Source organism: Enterobacter cloacae complex sp. ECL411 (assembly GCF_021869665.1).
Lineage (GTDB): Bacteria > Pseudomonadota > Gammaproteobacteria > Enterobacterales > Enterobacteriaceae > Enterobacter > Enterobacter intestinihominis.
Genome location: NZ_CP091486.1, coordinates 2,151,451 through 2,170,036 on the forward strand (window position 1 = coordinate 2,151,451; position 18,586 = coordinate 2,170,036).

19 protein-coding genes and 1 pseudogene are annotated in these 18,586 nt (G+C 57.1%); 14 read left to right on the forward strand and 6 right to left on the reverse strand.

Annotation, left to right across the window (positions count from 1 at the left end; translation table 11 throughout):
* Nucleotides 1–8 precede the first annotated feature (8 nt).
* The 4 genes from paaK to L3069_RS10380 all read left to right on the forward strand — a co-directional run bounded on the left by paaK (nucleotide 9) and on the right by L3069_RS10380 (nucleotide 5,623).
* A complete protein-coding gene (paaK, locus tag L3069_RS10365) occupies nucleotides 9–1,325 on the forward strand; it encodes a phenylacetate--CoA ligase PaaK (protein ID WP_022648028.1) in 1,317 nt (438 codons plus the stop codon).
* A gap of 570 nt (nucleotides 1,326–1,895) precedes the next feature.
* A complete protein-coding gene (gene paaX / locus L3069_RS10370) occupies nucleotides 1,896–2,831 on the forward strand; it encodes a phenylacetic acid degradation operon negative regulatory protein PaaX (RefSeq protein ID WP_032622213.1) in 936 nt (311 codons plus the stop codon).
* Between the two features lie 9 nt (nucleotides 2,832–2,840).
* Complete coding sequence (gene paaY, locus L3069_RS10375) at nucleotides 2,841–3,446, forward strand: phenylacetic acid degradation protein PaaY (protein ID WP_023300036.1); 606 nt, start codon at nucleotides 2,841–2,843, stop codon at nucleotides 3,444–3,446.
* Between the two features lie 179 nt (nucleotides 3,447–3,625).
* Nucleotides 3,626–5,623 carry a choline BCCT transporter BetT gene (locus L3069_RS10380; protein ID WP_023306141.1) on the forward strand — a complete coding sequence of 666 codons (1,998 nt, stop codon included), beginning with the start codon at nucleotides 3,626–3,628 and terminating at the stop codon, nucleotides 5,621–5,623.
* Nucleotides 5,624–5,661: 38 nt separating this feature from the next.
* On the opposite strand, the gene L3069_RS10385 is transcribed toward L3069_RS10380, so the two are convergent.
* Nucleotides 5,662–6,297, reverse strand: coding sequence for a helix-turn-helix domain-containing protein (locus L3069_RS10385; protein ID WP_022648032.1), 636 nt, complete (start codon nucleotides 6,295–6,297; stop codon nucleotides 5,662–5,664).
* A gap of 203 nt (nucleotides 6,298–6,500) precedes the next feature.
* On the opposite strand from L3069_RS10385, the pseudogene L3069_RS10390 reads away from it, so the two are divergent.
* Nucleotides 6,501–8,476: pseudogene (locus tag L3069_RS10390) on the forward strand (alkyl/aryl-sulfatase).
* A 53-nt stretch (nucleotides 8,477–8,529) separates the two neighbouring features.
* Here the strand turns inward: L3069_RS10390 and L3069_RS10395 are convergent.
* Entirely contained in the window at nucleotides 8,530–9,282 is a 753-nt protein-coding gene (locus tag L3069_RS10395) for a hypothetical protein (RefSeq protein ID WP_022648034.1), read from the reverse strand.
* Between the two features lies 1 nt (nucleotide 9,283).
* Nucleotides 9,284–9,481 (reverse strand): hypothetical protein, encoded by a 198-nt coding sequence (locus L3069_RS10400; RefSeq protein ID WP_022648035.1) that lies wholly within the window; start codon nucleotides 9,479–9,481, stop codon nucleotides 9,284–9,286.
* Nucleotides 9,482–9,739: 258 nt separating this feature from the next.
* Here L3069_RS10400 and L3069_RS10405 point away from each other — a divergent pair, with 258 nt between their 5' ends.
* The 8 genes from L3069_RS10405 to L3069_RS10440 are packed head-to-tail and all read left to right on the forward strand — an operon-like array spanning nucleotide 9,740 to nucleotide 15,620.
* Entirely contained in the window at nucleotides 9,740–10,174 is a 435-nt protein-coding gene (locus L3069_RS10405; protein WP_022648036.1) for a nuclear transport factor 2 family protein, read from the forward strand.
* Complete coding sequence (locus L3069_RS10410) at nucleotides 10,171–10,890, forward strand: SDR family NAD(P)-dependent oxidoreductase (RefSeq protein ID WP_038416009.1); 720 nt, start codon at nucleotides 10,171–10,173, stop codon at nucleotides 10,888–10,890. The genes L3069_RS10405 and L3069_RS10410 overlap by 4 nt, the downstream gene beginning before the upstream one ends.
* The gene (locus L3069_RS10415; RefSeq protein ID WP_038416010.1) at nucleotides 10,887–12,146 is read left to right on the forward strand and encodes an NAD(P)/FAD-dependent oxidoreductase; all 1,260 of its coding nucleotides are present in this window, start codon (nucleotides 10,887–10,889) and stop codon (nucleotides 12,144–12,146) included. The genes L3069_RS10410 and L3069_RS10415 overlap by 4 nt, the downstream gene beginning before the upstream one ends.
* Nucleotide 12,147: 1 nt before the next feature.
* A complete protein-coding gene (locus L3069_RS10420) occupies nucleotides 12,148–12,870 on the forward strand; it encodes a DUF1365 domain-containing protein (protein WP_038416011.1) in 723 nt (240 codons plus the stop codon).
* The gene (locus tag L3069_RS10425) at nucleotides 12,867–14,087 is read left to right on the forward strand and encodes a cyclopropane-fatty-acyl-phospholipid synthase family protein (RefSeq protein ID WP_038416012.1); all 1,221 of its coding nucleotides are present in this window, start codon (nucleotides 12,867–12,869) and stop codon (nucleotides 14,085–14,087) included. The genes L3069_RS10420 and L3069_RS10425 overlap by 4 nt, the downstream gene beginning before the upstream one ends.
* Nucleotides 14,084–14,569 carry a DUF2878 domain-containing protein gene (locus L3069_RS10430; RefSeq protein ID WP_038416013.1) on the forward strand — a complete coding sequence of 162 codons (486 nt, stop codon included), beginning with the start codon at nucleotides 14,084–14,086 and terminating at the stop codon, nucleotides 14,567–14,569. The genes L3069_RS10425 and L3069_RS10430 overlap by 4 nt, the downstream gene beginning before the upstream one ends.
* Entirely contained in the window at nucleotides 14,566–15,090 is a 525-nt protein-coding gene (locus tag L3069_RS10435; protein WP_038416014.1) for a hypothetical protein, read from the forward strand. The genes L3069_RS10430 and L3069_RS10435 overlap by 4 nt, the downstream gene beginning before the upstream one ends.
* Nucleotides 15,087–15,620, forward strand: a complete 534-nt coding sequence (locus tag L3069_RS10440) for a DUF3833 domain-containing protein (RefSeq protein WP_038416015.1) — start codon at nucleotides 15,087–15,089, stop codon at nucleotides 15,618–15,620. The genes L3069_RS10435 and L3069_RS10440 overlap by 4 nt, the downstream gene beginning before the upstream one ends.
* Here L3069_RS10440 and L3069_RS10445 read toward each other — a convergent pair.
* Together L3069_RS10445 and L3069_RS10450 are read right to left on the reverse strand one after the other, a co-directional pair.
* Nucleotides 15,617–16,075 (reverse strand): DMT family transporter, encoded by a 459-nt coding sequence (locus L3069_RS10445; RefSeq protein ID WP_022648044.1) that lies wholly within the window; start codon nucleotides 16,073–16,075, stop codon nucleotides 15,617–15,619. The genes L3069_RS10440 and L3069_RS10445 overlap by 4 nt on opposite strands.
* A 4-nt stretch (nucleotides 16,076–16,079) precedes the next feature.
* Nucleotides 16,080–16,514, reverse strand: coding sequence for a DMT family transporter (locus L3069_RS10450; RefSeq protein WP_003857304.1), 435 nt, complete (start codon nucleotides 16,512–16,514; stop codon nucleotides 16,080–16,082).
* 98 nt (nucleotides 16,515–16,612) lie between these two features.
* On the opposite strand from L3069_RS10450, the gene L3069_RS10455 reads away from it, so the two are divergent.
* Nucleotides 16,613–17,545: a LysR family transcriptional regulator gene (locus L3069_RS10455; RefSeq protein ID WP_038416016.1), complete on the forward strand. Its 933-nt coding sequence runs from the start codon at nucleotides 16,613–16,615 to the stop codon at nucleotides 17,543–17,545.
* Nucleotides 17,546–17,548: 3 nt separating this feature from the next.
* Here L3069_RS10455 and L3069_RS10460 read toward each other — a convergent pair whose 3' ends face one another.
* Nucleotides 17,549–18,577 carry a methionine synthase gene (locus L3069_RS10460; RefSeq protein ID WP_038416017.1) on the reverse strand — a complete coding sequence of 343 codons (1,029 nt, stop codon included), beginning with the start codon at nucleotides 18,575–18,577 and terminating at the stop codon, nucleotides 17,549–17,551.
* Between the last annotated feature and the right edge of the window lie 9 nt (nucleotides 18,578–18,586).

The following is an 18,586-nucleotide window of genomic DNA, read 5'->3' on the forward strand; positions in this document are numbered from 1 at the left end:
ACCCTGCGATGATAAATACAACAAAGCTTGATCCGATCGAAACCGCGTCCATTGATGAATTGCAGGCGTTGCAGACCGCGCGCCTGAAGTGGACGCTGAACCACGCCTACAACAACGTTCCGATGTACAAACGCAAGTTTGATGCCGCGGGCGTTCACCCTGACGATTTCAACGAGCTGGCGGACCTGCAAAAATTCCCGTGCACCACCAAGCAGGATCTGCGCGACAACTACCCGTTCGATACCTTTGCGGTGCCGATGGAGCAGGTGGTGCGTATTCACGCCTCGTCGGGCACCACCGGAAAGCCGACCGTGGTGGGGTATACCCAGAATGATATCGACAACTGGGCCAATATCGTCGCCCGTTCCCTGCGCGCCGCCGGGGGCAGCGCGAAGGATAAAATTCACGTCGCCTACGGTTACGGGCTCTTCACCGGCGGGCTGGGGGCGCACTACGGTGCAGAGCGTCTGGGGGCGACGGTGATCCCGATGTCCGGCGGCCAGACGGAGAAGCAGGCGCAGCTGATCCGCGATTTCCAGCCGGATATGATCATGGTGACGCCCTCTTACTGCCTGAACCTGATCGAAGAGCTGGAGCGTCAGATGGGCGGTGATGCCAGCGCCTGTTCCCTGCGCGTCGGCGTGTTTGGCGCCGAGCCGTGGACGCAGGCGATGCGCCGCGAAATCGAGAAACGGCTGGGCATTACCGCGCTGGATATCTATGGTCTCTCTGAGGTGATGGGGCCGGGCGTGGCGATGGAGTGTCTTGAAACCGCTGACGGTCCGACCATCTGGGAAGATCACTTCTACCCGGAGATCGTCAACCCGAATGACGGCACGCCGCTGGCCGACGGCGAGCAGGGCGAACTGCTGTTCACCACGCTGACCAAAGAGGCGCTGCCGGTGATCCGCTACCGCACCCGCGACCTGACGCGCCTGCTGCCGGGCACCGCACGCACCATGCGCCGGATGGATCGCATCAGTGGGCGCAGCGACGACATGCTCATCATTCGCGGCGTTAACGTCTTCCCGTCACAGCTGGAAGAGGAGATCGTCAAGTTCGAACATCTTTCGCCGCACTATCAGCTGGAGGTGAACCGCCGCGGGCATCTTGATTCACTTTCGGTGAAGGTCGAGCTGAAACAGAGTAGCTTAACGCTGACGCATGAACAGCGTTGTCAGGTCTGCCATCAGCTGCGTCATCGGATTAAATCGATGGTGGGGATTTCAACCGATGTGATGATCGTTAACTGCGGAAGCATACCGCGATCCGAGGGTAAAGCCTGCCGGGTGTTTGATTTGCGTAAAGTGGCAGCCAACGGTTGAATTTCCCTCACTCCAGCCCTCTCCCAAAGGGCTGAGGGTTCCCCACAAATTAATGCGAGCACTGAGCAATCCCCTCGCCCCTCCGGGGAGAGGGTTAGGGTGAGGGGAACATACGGCGGTGGTGGTCATTCCGTTCACTTTATGTTCCTTGCTACTCTGTAACGACATGACCGGTGAACGTGCCAGGGTGGCTCAGTCGCCACCACCCTGGCGACCCGGGCTCCCGGCGGAAAATCGCCGCTTCGCGGTGCCCTCGGCTTATTCCTTCCGGCTTATCGGGTACGGGCGGAGGCAACGTCCCTGTAAAGCCGCCCTCTCGGCGCATCCCTGCGCCTCGCCCCGGCCTGCAGGAAACGCCTCAGCGATTTACAGCCGGACCAGGGCATCGCTGACAGCCCTCAGTCATTTAGAAAGCAACTTTATTGCTTCTGCATAAAAAAATTACTGGGGATCCCTCAGCCCAAAGGGAGAGGGTGTATTGTGTTCCCTCTCCCTTTGGGAGAGGGTTAGGGTGAGGGGAAACTCCAAATTCCTATGCTATGATTCATCCAGGAAAAAAATAACAACAGAATGAATCACATGAATAAACTTGATGCCTTTATCCAGCACGCAGTCAGCTCTGTTCCCGTCAGCGGAACGTCGCTTATCTCTTCGCTGTATGGCGACGCGCTTTCCCATCGCGGCGGAGAGATCTGGCTCGGCAGTCTGGCGGCCCTGCTGGAAGGGATGGGATTCGGGGAGCGCTTTGTGCGCACCGCGCTGTTTCGCCTCAACAAAGAGGGCTGGCTGGACGTGTCCCGCATTGGCCGCCGCAGCTTTTACCGTCTCAGCGACAAGGGGCTGCGTTTGACCCGACGCGCGGAAAATAAAATCTACCGTGCAGAACTGCCGGCGTGGGATGGTAAATGGCTGCTGCTGCTTTCCGAGGGGCTGGATAAAACCACGCTCGCGGACGTGAAAAAACAGCTCATCTGGCAAGGGTTCGGCACGCTGGCGCCGAGCCTGATGGCCTCGCCGTCGCAGAACCTCGCGGACGTGCAGTCGCTGTTGCATGACGCGGGCGTGGCGGAAAACGTCATTTTCTTTGAAGCTCATTCGCCGCTGGCTTTGTCACGCGCGGCGTTACGATCCCGCGTGGAAGAGTGCTGGCAGCTGACCGAACAAAACGCGATGTACGAAACGTTTATCAACTCGTTCCGTCCGCTGCTGCCGCTGCTGAAAGAGGCGTCGCCCGAGGATTTAACCCCGGAACGCTGCTTCCAGATCCAGCTGTTACTCATTCATTTTTATCGTCGCGTGGTGCTGAAAGATCCGCTGTTGCCGGAGGAGTTACTCCCGGCGCACTGGGCGGGACAGAGCGCGCGACAGCTGTGCATTAACATCTACCAGCGCGTGGCAGCGGGAGCCCTGGCGTTTGTCAGTGAGAAGGGGGAAACCTCCGTCGGCGAGCTGCCCGCGCCCGGCACGCTTTATCACCAGCGTTTTGGTGGTCTGAATATCACATAAGGAGAGGGTATGCCTGTTTATCAAATTGATGGTCTGACGCCGGTCGTGCCTGAAGAGAGCTATGTTCACCCGACCGCGGTGCTGATTGGCGACGTGATCCTCGGCAAAGGTGTTTACGTAGGCCCCAACGCCAGCCTGCGCGGTGATTTTGGCCGGATCGTGGTGAAAGACGGCGCGAACATTCAGGATAACTGCGTGATGCACGGTTTTCCGGAGCAGGACACGGTGGTGGAAGAGGACGGGCATATCGGCCACAGCGCGATCCTGCACGGCTGCATTATCCGCCGTAATGCGCTGGTGGGGATGAATGCGGTGGTGATGGACGGAGCGACGATCGGCGAAAACAGCATCGTCGGGGCGGCGGCGTTTGTGAAGGCCAAAGCGGAAATGCCTGCGAATCACTTAATTCTTGGCAGTCCGGCGAAAGCGATTCGTGAGCTAAGCGCGCAGGAAATAGAGTGGAAAAAGCAGGGCACGCGGGAGTATCAGGTGCTGGTGGATCGCTGTAAGCAGACGCTGCATCAGGTAGAGCCGCTGCGGGAAGAAGAGCCCGGCCGCAAACGGCTGGTATTCGATGAGAACTTACGACCCAAGTCGGCTGGCCGGGATAATTAACCATTTCTTGCCTGCGAAATAATGCAATGGCATAGGGATGCGTTAACGCGCAACAAATACCCTTTGGGGATAGTGTATAATTGAACGTTTCAGACCTGCATTCATAAAGGGATTTTGTTACCCTGACGCAGATCACGCCTCTCATTCAGAGCGGTCAATGCGTTTATGGAAGACACTATATGAGTGAAAACGACACTATCCCAAAGCAGTCCAAAAGCCAGATTAACAAAGCGGTATTTTACACATCTGCTTTGTTAATTTTCCTTCTTGTCGCCTTTGCCGCGATTTTCCCTGACGTTGCCGATAAAAACTTTAAGCTACTGCAACAGCAAATATTCACCAACGCCAGCTGGTTTTACATTCTTGCCGTCGCGCTGATTTTAATGAGCGTGACGTTCCTCGGCTTGTCCCGCTACGGCGATATTAAACTCGGGCCCGACCACTCCCAGCCTGACTTCAGCTACCACTCCTGGTTCGCCATGCTGTTCTCGGCCGGGATGGGGATCGGCCTGATGTTCTTCGGCGTGGCGGAGCCGGTCATGCACTACCTTTCCCCGCCGGTGGGGACACCTGAAACGGTCGCTGCGGCCAAAGAGGCCATGCGGCTGACATTCTTCCACTGGGGGCTGCACGCCTGGGCTATCTACGCCATCGTTGCGTTGATTCTGGCGTTCTTCAGCTACCGCCACGGCCTGCCTTTGACGCTTCGTTCGGCGCTTTATCCGATTATCGGGGACCGTATTTACGGCCCGATAGGTCATGCGGTGGATATCTTCGCGGTAATCGGCACCGTATTTGGCGTGGCGACCTCGTTAGGCTACGGCGTTTTACAGGTCAATGCCGGGCTGAACCACCTTTTTGGCGTACCCATCAACGATACCGTGCAGGTGATCCTGATCGTCCTGATTACCGGGCTGGCGACCATTTCCGTGGTGTCCGGTCTGGACAAAGGCATTCGCATTTTATCAGAGCTCAATCTGGGGCTGGCGGTACTGCTGCTGGTGCTGGTGTTGTGCCTGGGGCCAACCGTACTCCTGCTGAAATCCTTTGTGGAAAATACCGGCGGATACCTGTCCGAGCTGGTGAGCAAGACGTTTAACCTGTACGCTTATGAACCGAAATCCAGCAACTGGCTGGGAGGCTGGACGCTGCTGTACTGGGGCTGGTGGCTGTCCTGGTCGCCGTTTGTCGGGATGTTCATTGCCCGTGTGTCCCGCGGCAGAACCATCCGCGAGTTCGTCACCGGCGTGCTGTTTGTCCCGGCGGGCTTTACCCTGATGTGGATGACGGTGTTCGGCAATAGCGCCATTTACCTCATCATGAACAAGGGAGCGTCCGATCTGGCGAATACCGTCCAGCAGGACGTGGCGCTGGCGCTGTTTAATTTCCTTGAGCATTTCCCGTTCTCTTCCGTGCTGTCATTTATTGCCATGGCGATGGTCATCGTCTTCTTTGTGACCTCCGCTGACTCCGGGGCGATGGTGGTGGATACCCTCGCGTCCGGCGGCGAGGCCAATACCCCCGTCTGGCAGCGCATCTTCTGGGCCGCGCTGATGGGCGTAGTCGCTATCGCGCTGCTGCTCGCGGGCGGACTGAGTGCGCTGCAAACCGTGACCATCGCCAGCGCGCTACCGTTCTCGATGATCCTGCTGGTCTCAATCTATGGCCTGCTGAAGGCGCTCCGACGCGATTTGACCAAACGCGAGAGCCTGAGTATGGCCACGATCGCGCCGACAGCGGCCCGTAACCCCATTCCGTGGCAGCGCAGACTGCGTAACATCGCATACTTACCTAAACGCTCCCTGGTGAAACGCTTTATGGAAGAGGTGATCAAACCGGCCATGGTGCTGGTGCAGGATGAACTGAATAAGCAGGGAACGCAGAGCCATATCAGCGACGCGTCGGACGATCGTATTCGCCTTGAGGTGGATTTAGGCAATGAGCTGAATTTCATTTATGAAGTCAGGCTGCGTGGCTATAACTCGCCGACCTTCGCGCTAGCGGCCATGGAGAATGATGAGAATCAGGCAGAACAGCACCGGTACTATCGGGCAGAAATCTACCTCAAGGAAGGTGGGCAAAATTACGATGTGATGGGCTGGAACCAGGAGCAGTTAATTAACGATATCCTGGACCAGTATGAAAAACATCTGCACTTCCTGCACCTGGTGCGTTAATCAGCCAGCCCCTGAAGCATTCGCTTCAGGGGCGTAATTTAATACGCCTCCGGCAGCGGACGGTCTATCGACACCAGCTTTCCGCGCTTCATGGTGATATAGCCCCCGGCTTTAAGATCCGCCAGCACGCGAAAGACATGCGTTCGCGACAGGTTAGTGCGCTTGATGATAAACAGCGCCAGACCCTCATTCTCTCCCGTGTGGGTTTCCTGCCGATAAAGATAGCGATAGAGCATGGGTTTAATGGTCTGGTAGCTGGTGACCTGCCTGCGTTCGTTATGCAGGTCGATGGTGAATATCGACATGTAGGTCAGTATGGTGGCCAGCGCCTGCATGCGCTCAGGCCCACCCTGGAAAAAAAACTGGTCGAAGTCGGCCCACGATATTCTCACCAGTTTCACCCTGGCACTGCTGCGATATTCATACTTCGCCAGTGGACAATACCTTTCCATTAAACCGATCGGCATATACTCAATAGTATTGCCAATATTCAGCCCATCATCAGGCATTAATATCGTCAGCGACCCTTCAGTACAGAAATAAATATAGCCAGGTTCAACGGTGAGTTTTTTATTTGCGGCAACGGTTAAGACCTCGCCTTCACAAAGCATTTGCGGAAAAAATTGCCCAATATTGAGTTGCTGATAATAGGTATGGATATCCTGAAAATTCACGCTAAGCCTCTCCCCGCAACGTTTGCTATGGTAGCGAGTATAGCAGCAATAGCCCACGGATTACGAATCGATAAATAACCAGTCCCATATGGGACTATGAAGGGAAGGTATTCTGGTTAGAATGGTCCTCAATGAGTTCGCATTAAAATTATCCGCCACAATTAAATATCGCTGGCGGCGCAATTAATCTATGAGGCCATTTAATGAAATTAACGATAATCGCTAAACATCTGGCGCTGGCCGGTGTGTTGACGTCGCTGTCGCTTTCCGCGTTTGCGGAAGTACAGCCGCAGGATGCCACTCCTACAACCCAGCAGGCTAATAACGCCCTGTATAACAAATTACCGTTTGCCGATAAAACCGACTTTGAAAATGCCCATAAAGGCTTTATCGCCCCGCTGCCGCAAAACATGATCAAAGGCGAGCAGGGGAACGTTATCTGGAACCCGGCGAAATATGATTTCGTCAACGAGGGTGAAAAAGCCCCGGATACGGTAAACCCGAGCCTGTGGCGTCAGTCACAGCTGATCAACATTGGCGGGCTGTTTAAGGTCACCGACGGCGTGTATCAGATCCGTAATCTCGATCTCTCCAACATGACCATCATTGAGGGCGAGAAGGGCATTACCGTTATCGACCCGCTGTTAAGCGCTGAACCGGCGAAAGAAGCGCTGGATCTCTACTATGCAAACCGCGGCAAGAAACCGGTCGTCGCTGTGGTGATCACCCACAGCCACGTTGACCACTATGGCGGCCTGCGCGGCGTGGTTGACGAAGCTGACGTCAAGTCTGGCAAAGTGAAAATCTACGCGCCGGATGGCTTTATGAAAGAGGCGGTTTCCGAAAACATTATGGCCGGAAACGCGATGAGCCGCCGTGCGAGCTATATGTACGGCAACCTGCTGAAGCCGGATGCAAAAGGCCAGGTGGGTGCAGGCCTTGGCACCACCACCTCTGCGGGTACTGTCACCCTCATCCCGCCGACCGACTACATTACCCATACCGGTCAGGAAGAAGTGATCGACGGCTTGACCTACGACTTTATGATGGCGCCGGGTTCAGAAGCTCCGTCGGAGATGCTGTGGTACGTCAAAGAGAAGAAAATGATCGAGGCCGCAGAGGACGTGACCCATACTCTGCACAACACCTACTCCCTGCGCGGCGCCAAAATCCGCGACCCGCTGGCCTGGTCTAAGTACATTAACGCCGCCATTGAGCGCTGGGGCGCGGACGCGGAAGTGATTATTGCGCAGCACCACTGGCCGACCTGGGGTAACGAGAATATCGTCAAGCTGATGAAAGGCCAGCGCGATATGTACCGCTACATCAACGACCAGACCCTGCGTATGGCCAACAAAGGCCTGACTCGCGATGAGATCGCCGCAGAATTTAAGCTGCCGGAATCGCTCGAGAAACAGTGGGCAAGCCGCGGTTACTACGGCTCCGTTAGCCACGACGTCAAAGCCACTTACGTGTTTTATCTCGGCTGGTTCGACGGCAACCCGGCAACCCTCGACGAGCTGCCGCCTGAACAGGCTGCGAAGAAGTTCGTGCAGTACATGGGCGGCGCTGATGCCATCATGCAGAAAGCCAAAGCGGATTATCAGCAGGGTAATTACCGTTGGGTTGCTCAGGTGGTCAGCAAAGTGGTCTTTGCCGATCCTAACAACCAGGCTGCCCGTAATCTGGAAGCCGACGCGCTTGAGCAGTTAGGTTACCAGGCGGAAGCGGGCACCTGGCGTAACTTCTACCTGACCGGCGCGCAAGAACTGCGTAATGGCGTGAAGAAGCTGCCGACGCCTAACACCGCCAGCCCGGATACCGTGCGAGCGATGACCCCGGAAATGTTCTTCGACTACCTGGGTGTGCACATCAACGGGGTGCGGGCCGGGCCGCGAAGGCGGTCTTCAATGTCGATCTCGGTAAGGATGGCGGCAAATACAAGCTGGAGCTGGAAAACGGCGTGCTGAACCATACCGCCAACGCGCAGGCGAAGGATGCCGACGCAACTATCGCGCTTGACCGCACCACGCTGAACAACATCATCCTTAAGAAAGAGACGCTGAAGCAGGCGATGGATAAAGGTGACGTGAAGGTGAGCGGAAACGGGGCGAAGCTGGAAGAGATGCTGAGCTACATGGACAAATTTGACTTCTGGTTCAATATCGTAACGCCATAAGTTCAGGTTTCGTCCACATAATCCTGGCGCCTTAGAAATAAGGCGCCATCTTTTTATTCACGCATCGCCAGCGCGCTGGCACTTGCCGGATCGAACAGCGAAATACTCTCGATCTGATCAAGCATGATCACCTTACGGAAATCCATAGCGCTTTTTGGCTCTGAGTCGAGCGTAACCTCATGCTCGGCGTACCATTTGCTGTAGTTGTGCTCAATACACAGCTGCATGTTCTCCCCGTCGCGGTAGCCGCTCAGCATCGGGATAAGCACGATATTGGCGGTTTTTTCATACTCCAGCGTGGCGGTATGGATCATGCCAATATAAATCCGCCGCGACTTCAGCGTGACGTGCGCAAGTTCACCTTCCTCCATGCACTGATAGAGCAGTTGTTCAATCCCGCTCGATTGCGCCAGCCGCTTGTAGAGCTTTTTCCGGCCTTCGCCGTCCAGCCGCGCGCTACCGGCCCAGTTAGAACGATAGAGACAAAACAGGATCGCAAAGGCCAGCATCACCACGACCGGAGCCTGAATTCCTAAAAAGCTCCAGTTCATAAAATCAATTTGCCAGTCGGCGTATTTTGCGGACGTGAAATGGAACGTGTTGTCGGCGGCGGAGAGGGCGAACAACAGCAGCCAGAGCAGGCCGGTGGCGATCACGCCCTGTAAAACGAAAATGCAGCCATACAGCGCCACAAGGAAATAGACATCCCAGCCGAATGAACGCTTAATTTTGAACCGGGTTGAGAGATCGCGGCTGGTGTACCAGTAGCCGCATACCATCAATACCATGAATATTGCCGTTCCCATTTCAGGCCCTCTTCAGCGCGTTGACATGGCGCAGAAAGTCCTGCCGAACCTCGTTACTTTTGTAGTTAACCGAGGCGTTTCCATCCTGATCGATGATGATGCGGTCGCCATCCTCTACGGCTTCGATAATTTCCTGGTGACTCATAACCTGCAACAAGGATTCCGGGCTGGAAAAGAGCGCCATCAGTAAATTTTTCATCGCGTGACATCCTTATGAATTAAAAGGATAAGTCTGGAAGATAAATGGCACCTTTGCCTTAAGGTTATCCCTAAAAAATAACGGCACGGCGGTGAGAATCTGCTTTTGACTCAAATTGGCACCTCAGGGAAAGTTTTTAAAATACTGAATTAAAAGAGGTATAAACAATATATCTGCACAAACTTGGACAAATAACGCTAATTGTGTAAGTTTTAATTATGCGATTTCGCTACGTTGTTTACAGCCAGGATGTGACCCATGAGCACGTTGCCGTCCGTCATCAGTCGATTCGTTGATTATTACGCCACGCTGGATACCCAGCCACCTTCGGCGCTGGCAAAGATTTATCGCGCCGATGCCACGCTTATCGATCCCTTTGGCGAACACAGCGGGTTGTTCGCGATTCAGCGCTATTTCACTCACCTGCTGGCTAACGTCCAGCGGTGCCGCTTTACCGTCGATGCACCCTTGCAGCAGGGCGATCGCTTTGTTGTTACCTGGATGATGCACTGGTCGCACCCGCGTATTGCCCGGGGGGCAATGCGCCAGCTGCCGGGCTGCTCTGTGGTAGACATGCGCGACGATCGCATTGTTCGCCAGCGGGATTACTACGATGCCGGAGAGATGATTTACGAACATCTTCCGGTGCTCGGCTGGGCCGTACGCGGCGTGAAGCGGAGAGTGAAATCATGAAAACGGTTCTGATCACCGGCGCAAGCTCGGGCATCGGGGCCGGGCTGGCGAAATCTTTTGCCGACGATGGCTACCGGGTGATTGCCTGCGGGCGCGATGCGCAACGTCTGGCAGCCGTGCATCAGCACAGCCCCAACATTACGGTGCGCCTGTTCGATATGACAGACAGGGACGCCTGTCGCCAGGCGCTGGCGGACTGTGCTGCCGACACGGTGATTCTTTGCGCCGGAACCTGCGAGTATCTCGATCGCGGCGAGGTGGATGCCGCGTTGGTGGCGCGCGTCATGACCACCAATTTCATGGGGCCGGTAAACTGCCTTGCGGCGTTGCAGCCGCAGATGATATCCGGCAACCGCGTGGTGCTGGTCAGTTCGATGGCGCACTGGCTTCACTTCCCGCGAGCCGAAGCCTATGGCGCCTCTAAAGCGGCGTTAACCTGGTTTGCTGAGACGCTGCGCCTCGACTGGGAGCCGAAAGGGATCGCCGTCACGGTCGTTTCACCTGGTTTTGTCGACACGCCGCTGACCCGAAAAAATGATTTCCCGATGCCGGGCCGGGTCAGCGTGGAGGACGCCGTCCATGCCATTCGTCGCGGTCTGGCAAAAGGGAAGGATCATATCGCGTTTCCCGCCGGGTTTAGCCTGGCGCTGCGCCTGCTCTCCGGTCTGCCCGATATACTTCAGCGCGCACTGCTGCGCAGGATGGTGCGACCATGAAGATCGCGATTATCGGCAGCGGTATCGCCGGGTTAACCTGTGCCTGGCGGCTCGCCGGACATCATCAGGTCACGCTGTTTGAAGCGCAGGCTACGCCGGGCGGGCATACTGCAACGGTGGATGTCGACACGCCGCAGGGCAACTTTGCCATCGACACCGGTTTTATTGTCTACAACGACCGCACCTATCCGCGCTTCATGGGGCTGCTGAGCGAACTGGGCATCAGCGGGCAAAAAACGCAGATGAGTTTTTCGGTACATAACCCGCAGAGCGGGCTGGAGTACAACGGCCACACGCTGACGTCGCTGTTCGCCCAGCGTCGTAATCTGTTAAACCCTGCCTTCTGGACGCTGCTGAAGGAGATCGTGCGCTTTAACCGGCTGGCGAAACAGACGCTCCGGGGTGACGTCAGCGAGTCCGCCACGCTGGAGACGTTCCTGCACCAGCACCGCTTCACGCCTTTTTTTGCGCGTCACTACATTCTGCCAATGGGGGCGGCTATCTGGTCATCCTCGCTACAGGAGATGAAACGCTTTCCGCTGCCGCTCTTTTTACGCTTTTTTGAAAACCACGGTCTGCTGGACATTACCCATCGTCCGCAGTGGTACGTGGTGCCGGGCGGCTCCCGGGAGTACATCCGCGCGATGATGGACAAGCTTGGCGATCGCCTGACGCTGCACCTCAATGCGCCGGTGCAGCAGGTTATTCGCCTCGATCGCGGGGTTGATATAACGCGTGAGGGCGTAACAGACAACTTTGATCAGGTGATCTTCGCCTGCCACTCCGCTCAGGCGCTGACGATGCTCGCCAGCCCAACGCAGGCTGAACGTGAGGTGCTGGGTGATATCGGCTGGCAGCGTAACGAGGTGGTGCTTCACAGCGATCCGCGCTGGCTGCCGGTGCGCAAGCGCGCGTGGGCGAGCTGGAACTACCGCCTCAGCGAGCAGGATCGGGCCAGCGCCTGCGTCACCTACAACATGAATATCTTGCAGGGACTGCCGCCGGGTAGCCCGCTGTTTTGCGTCACCCTCAACCCGGAAACGCCGGTGGAAGAACGCTATGTGCTGCGCCGCTTTGTCTATGAGCATCCGCTTTTTAACCCGCAAAGCTGGCAAGCCCAGGCCCGACGCGGAGAAATAAACGGTCGCCAGCGGAGCTGGTTCTGCGGCGCGTACTGGTACAACGGCTTCCACGAAGATGGGGTACGCAGTGCGCTGGATGTGGTAAACGCTATCGCGGCCGGGGAGGGCAACTGAGATGAACAGCTGCCTTTACCACGGCACATTGCGCCATCGCCGTCTTTCGCCAAAAGCGTACCACTTTACCTACAGCGTCTTTATGGCCTGGCTCGATCTCGATGAGCTGGACGCGCTGCCCTCCGTCGGCGTGCGCCGTAACCGCGTTGCGCCCGCGGCATTTTATGATGCGGACTACCCGCTGGGCACGCCGCTCAAAGAGCGCGTCCTTGAGCGTCTGGAAAATCTGACCGGCGAACGCCCGGCGGGGCGGGTCATGCTTCTAACCCAACTGCGTTATTTCGGCTTTCATTTTAACCCAGTCAATTTTTACTACTGCTATGACGGGGAAGACACCCTGCGCTGGGTTCTCGCCGAAGTCCGCAACACGCCGTGGAATGAACGACACTACTACGCGGTAGCGGGGCGGGACGCCCCGCCGACGGAAAAAGCGTTTCACGTCTCGCCCTTTAATCCGATGGACATGGTCTACCACTGGCGCTTCAACAGTCCGTCCAGCACGCTGCGCATGCATATCGAAAACCATCAGGAGACGAAGGTGTTTGATGCCACTCTGACGCTGCGCCGGGAGCCGCTGACGCGCGCAGCGCTGCGGTCGCTGCTGGCGCGGATCCCGTTGATGACCCTCAAAACCGTTTTCGCCATTTACTGGCAGGCGCTCAGGCTGTGGCTGAAGCGCGTGCCGCTGCATAACCATCCCCTAAGCAGGAGTGAACGCTCATGACCGATCCCGTCTTTGCGCTTGAACCCGATTTCCCGCGCAACGTCCGCGTCGCGCGATGGCTGCTTTTTCGCCTGCTGAACGGGCTGCGCGGCGGCTCGCTGACGCTGCGTGAAGGCGCCCAGACGTTCCAGTTCGGCGACGCCTCCGCCGCGCTTCACGCTGAGGTGCAGGTACTCGCTCCGGGCGTCTACTGGCGCATTCTAACCGGGGGCAGCCTCGCCGCGGCACAAGCGTGGATAGATGGCGACTGGGAGACGGCCCACCTGACGCCGCTGCTGGAGCTGATAGCGCGCAATAGCCAGATCCTCGGGCAACTGGAAAAAGGGTTTCGCCTGCTCGGGAAACCGGTAGAGCGGCTACGGCACTGGATGCGGCGCAACTCCCGCGCGCAGGCACGGGAAAATATTGCCGCCCATTACGATTTGGGCAACGCCTTTTACGCCCATTTCCTTGATGAACAACTCCTTTACTCCAGCGCGCTGTTTACCGGGGAAGAGCAGGATCTGGCAGCGGCTCAGCAGGCAAAAATGGCCAGGCTGTGCGACCAACTGGCGCTCACCGCAAACGATCATCTGCTGGAGATTGGTACCGGCTGGGGGGCGATGGCGGAATATGCCGCCCGTCATTATGGCTGCCGGGTAACAACTACCACGCTATCGCAGGAGCAGTACCACTGGGCCACCGCGCGGATCGCGCGGGCAGGTTTACAGGATCGCGTTGAGGTGCTGCTCTGTGACTACCGCGATCTGACCGGAGTGTACGATAAGCTGGTGTCGGTTGAGATGATTGAAGCCGTCGGCCAACGCTACCTGCCAACGTTTTTCCGCACCTGCCAGGCGCGTCTGCGTCCGGGCGGGCGGATGGCGATTCAGGCCATCACCATTCAGGATCAGCGCTATCGCGACTACAGCAAAAGCGTCGATTTTATTCAGCGCTACATCTTCCCCGGCGGCTTTTTGCCCAGCATCACCGCCATGAATGAACTGATGACCCGCCATACCGATTTTGTCGTGCGTAACCTCTTCGATATGGGGCCGGACTACGCCCGCACGCTGGCGCACTGGCGTCAGCGCTTCGTTCACGCCTGGCAGGAGATTGAAAAGCTCGGATTTGATGACCGTTTCCGTAGGATGTGGCTGTACTACCTCGGCTACTGTGAAGCCGGGTTTAACGCCCGCACAATCAGCGTGGTGCAACTGACTGCGGAACGCGTATGAAGCGCTACGGGCAGGTCTTTCTGCTGGCCATCGGGTTTGATCTCTACTGGACGCTGGTGGTGCTGTTTCGCGAGCAGGGGCTGGTCATCTGGATCGCGCTGGCGCTGATTGCCTGGCTGCTGTTACCGCCATCACACCGGGTATACGCCCTTGTGCTGGCGGCGTCGGGCGCGATGCTGGACGCCCTTTGGGCGCTGACGGGGTTGATTTCATTCACTGGCACGTCTCTGATGCCGCTATGGATGGTGGCGCTGTGGCTGATGTTTGCCACCGTCTGGACGCAACTGACCCGCACGACCACCTTGCCGGGCTGGCTGCTGACGGCGCTGGCGACCCTGGGCGGGCCGGTGGCCTACCTGTTTGGCGAGCGTCTGGGGGCCATCACGTTCCTGGAGCCGACTTTTATCGTCGTCAGCTGGATGATCCCGGGCTGGCTGGTGCTGATGCTGTTTTTCCACCTGCTGATGGGGAGACAACAATGAGACATCTGTTACTCGCGCTCGCGCTAACCGTTATGGCCTGTAACGCGCAGGCGACTGACTGGCTGAGCTGGCGCAAGGTAGGCGATGCCACCCTCACCTGGGGGCCGTTTACCGTTTATACCTCTCAGCTGCTGACGCCCGACGGCAGCTATACAGGAACAGACAGCGATAACGCGCTGATTATCACCTATGCCCGGGATATCGATGGCGACGACCTGGTCGAGGCGACCCGCGACCAGTGGCAGGCGCAGGGCATTTTGCAGCAGGAGCCGCAGAGTGAAGCCTGGCTGCGGATGCTAAAAGCGCTCTGGCCCGACGTCACGCCCGGCACGCAGCTCGCGTTTGTGGTTAATAACGGTCAGGGGCAATTCTGGTATCGCCCCACGGCTTTGCAGAAAAAATTTACGCCCCTCGGGCCGCGCCAGTCGGCAGCGTTTAGCTCGCGCTTTCTGGCGATCTGGCTCGATCCCCGCACCGCGTATCCTGAACTGCGTCAGCAGTTAATCGGAGGACCACAATGAAACGATTCCTGTTAATGGCGCTTACACTGACAATGCTGGTGGCCGGGTGCAGCACAGAAGTGACCGAGTATCGTCAGCAGCGGCCAAGGCTTGATATTTTCCACTACTTCCAGGGCAAAACCGAGGCGTGGGGGATGGTGCAGGACCGCAGCGGTAAGCAGATCCGCCGTTTTCACGTCGAGATCGCCGGAGATGTTATCGGCGATACGCTGACGCTGAACGAGCATTTTGTCTATGACGACGGCGAGAAGCAAAAGCGCGTCTGGCATATCCGCCGCATTGGCCACGATCGTTACGAAGGCACGGCGGGTGACATAGAAGGTGTCGCGACAGGTCAGGTTTCGGGCAACGCCCTTAACTGGCGCTACAGCATGAACGTGAAGGCGGACGGCAAAACCTGGCTGCTGCACTTTGATGACTGGATGTATTTGCAGGACAGCACCCGTCTGTTCAATAAAACCGAGATGAAGAAATTTGGCGTCACCGTCGCCACGGTGACGCTGTTCTTTACCCGCAAAGAGGGCGGTTAATCCTCTTCGGGCTGAGGTTTACTGCTTGAGTAGATGAAGAAGAGCGCGATACTCAGGCAGACGACGGCCCCGAAACGGCTCGCTGAAAACGGAATGGCTTCATTGTTCAGCCAGCCAAAGTTATCAATCAGCATGCTCATGGCCAGCTGACCCAGGATCACCGCTACCGTGGCAACGGCGGTGCCGATACGCTGCACCGCGAGCACCATAATCACTATATAGGGCACGCCGCACAGGGCGCCCAGAAGCTGCCACTTGGGCACATCCATCAGGCTGACCGCCTGTTTCGGCTCAAAAAAGAAAATGAGCAGGGCGGTTACCAGCGCGCCGACGGAAAAGGTTAGAAACGCGCTTTTGAATACCCCCACGCTGCTGCCTAATTGCCCGTTAATGGCAGCCTGAATGCTCAGTGTCGCGCCGCCAATCACCGCCAGAATAATCATAATCACTGTCATAACGTTACCCCTGCGCCACGAGAATGAGCGCGGCGATGATAAATCCCAGCGCAATAATGCGTTTTGTATCGATCCTGCGGTGCGGCGTACCCAGCAGGCCATAGTGGTCAATAATCAGGCTTTTAAAGACCTGGCCTGCCAGAATGCCGATCATCGTCATAGCAATACCGATCGCTGGCGTGGCAATGGTGAGAATGATGACGTAGACCGGGCCGAGCACGCCGCCCAGCAGGTGCCATGACGGCTGCGCAAAAAATGAGGGACTGTTGCGGGGGCTGAAAAACAGCATCAGCAGAAACGTCAGCCCGGTTCCCACGCTAAATATGCTGAACGCCGCCCACAGGTCGCCCACCTCCGCGCCCAGCGGCCCCAGCAGCCCGGCTTCCACGGACAGCCCCATGCCGCCGGCAATCACCAGTAAAATTAAAATAATGTGCATAACGCTTTTTCTCCTTTTTCCAGGCGGAGAAGATTACGTCTGAACATCATTGAGAAAAATGCCATAATGCAGGAAACACCTGTGCAGGAAATGCATTAATGATGGATGCCGGACATATCAGCATTCGCGCGCTGCTGATCTTCATCGACGTTTATGAAACGCAGAATTTTTCCGTGGTGGCGAGGCGGGAAGGAATTTCTGCGTCGCAGGTTTCCCGCGTGATCCACCAGCTTGAGGATGCCCTCGGACAACAGCTTTTCTACCGCAACACGCGGGCGATTATGCCCACAGAGAGCGGGCATCTTTTTGTGCGCTATGCCCGGGCGATGGCCGGAAATCTGGAGGATGCGCGACGCGAGCTGGATGAACGCGCCCGCGAGCCGTCGGGCACGCTGCGTATCAATGGCCCGGTCTTTTTCGGACAACGGCACATCGCGCCGGGCCTGCCGGGGCTTCTGGCGCGTTATCCTCGTCTCTCCATTGAACTGACCCTCACCGACGATTTTATCGATCCGCACCGCGACGCCGCGGACGTTATCTTCCGCATCGGCGCGCTGACGGACTCCTCGTTTCACGCCCGGGTGTTCGGTCAGCAGTTCTACCATCTGGCGGCCTCGCCGGACTATCTGCAAAAACATGGCGCGCCCGACGGGCCGGACGATCTCAGTCGTCACCACTGTCTGGTTTACCGCGGTTCGTCCGGGCCTAACCGCTGGCTGATCCGGCAGCCGGGCGAGGCGTGGGTTCACTATCCCATCGTACCGCTGATGACTTCCAATAACGCGGAAACGCTCCTGATTGCGGCGCTGGGCGGCATGGGCGTTGTGCTATTCCCGGACTGGATGGTGAGCGAACGGCTCAAAAGCGGTGAGCTGGTGGCACTGCTGCCGGAAATGGAGTGTTCTATTAATACGGAGCCACTGACGATAGCGGCGATTTACCCGAACGCGCGTCATCCGCCCCTGAACGTCAGGGCGGTGATTGACTACTATATTGAGCGGTTCGGTACGCCGCTGTACTGGCAAACCTGAAGGTTAGCGGGCAAGCTCGCCACGGATAATGTCAGCCCCGGCGCTTAATGCCTTCAGCTTACCGTTGGCGACCTGGCGGGAAAGGGGAGCCATGCCGCAGTTGGTGGACGGATAGAGCTTGTCTTCATCAACAAACTGCAACGCCTTGCGTAGCGTATCGGCGACCTCTTCCGGCGTTTCGATGGTCTGGGTGGCAACATCAATTGCCCCGACCATCACTTTTTTACCGCGGATCAGCTCCAGCAGATCCATCGGCACGCGCGAGTTGTGGCACTCCAGCGAGATGATATCGATCTTTGAGGTCTGCAACTTTGGAAACGCCTCTTCATACTGGCGCCACTCGGAGCCGAGCGTTTTTTTCCAGTCCGTATTGGCTTTGATGCCGTACCCGTAGCAGATATGTACTGCGGTTTCGCATTTCAGCCCTTCAATGGCGCGCTCCAGCGCGGCGATGCCCCAGTCATTCACTTCGTCGAAAAAGACGTTAAAAGCAGGTTCGTCGAACTGAATAATGTCAACGCCAGCCGCTTCCAGCTCGCGGGCTTCCTGATTGAGAATTTTAGCGAACTCCCAGGCCAGCTTTTCGCGGCTTTTATAGTGAGCATCGTATAGCGTGTCGATCATGGTCATCGGGCCGGGCAGCGCCCACTTGATCGGCTTGTCCGTCAGCTGGCGCAGGTATTTCGCGTCGTCTACAAACACCGGTTTCTGGCGCGCCACCGCATCTACCACGGTCGGCACGCTCGCATCGTAACGGTTACGGATCCGCACCGTCTGACGATTTTCAAAATCCACGCCGCTGAGATGTTCAATAAAGGTGGTGACGAAATGCTGGCGGGTTTGTTCCCCGTCGCTGACGATATCAATCCCGGCGCGAATCTGTTCATCCAGAGACAAACGCAGCGCATCCTGTTTCCCTGCCAGTAATTCCTCATCCTGGAGTTTCCACGGCGACCATAGCGTTTCCGGCTGCGCAAGCCAGGTGGGTTTCGGCAGGCTGCCAGCCGTCGATGTCGGGAGCAATGTTTTCATAAGAAGAAC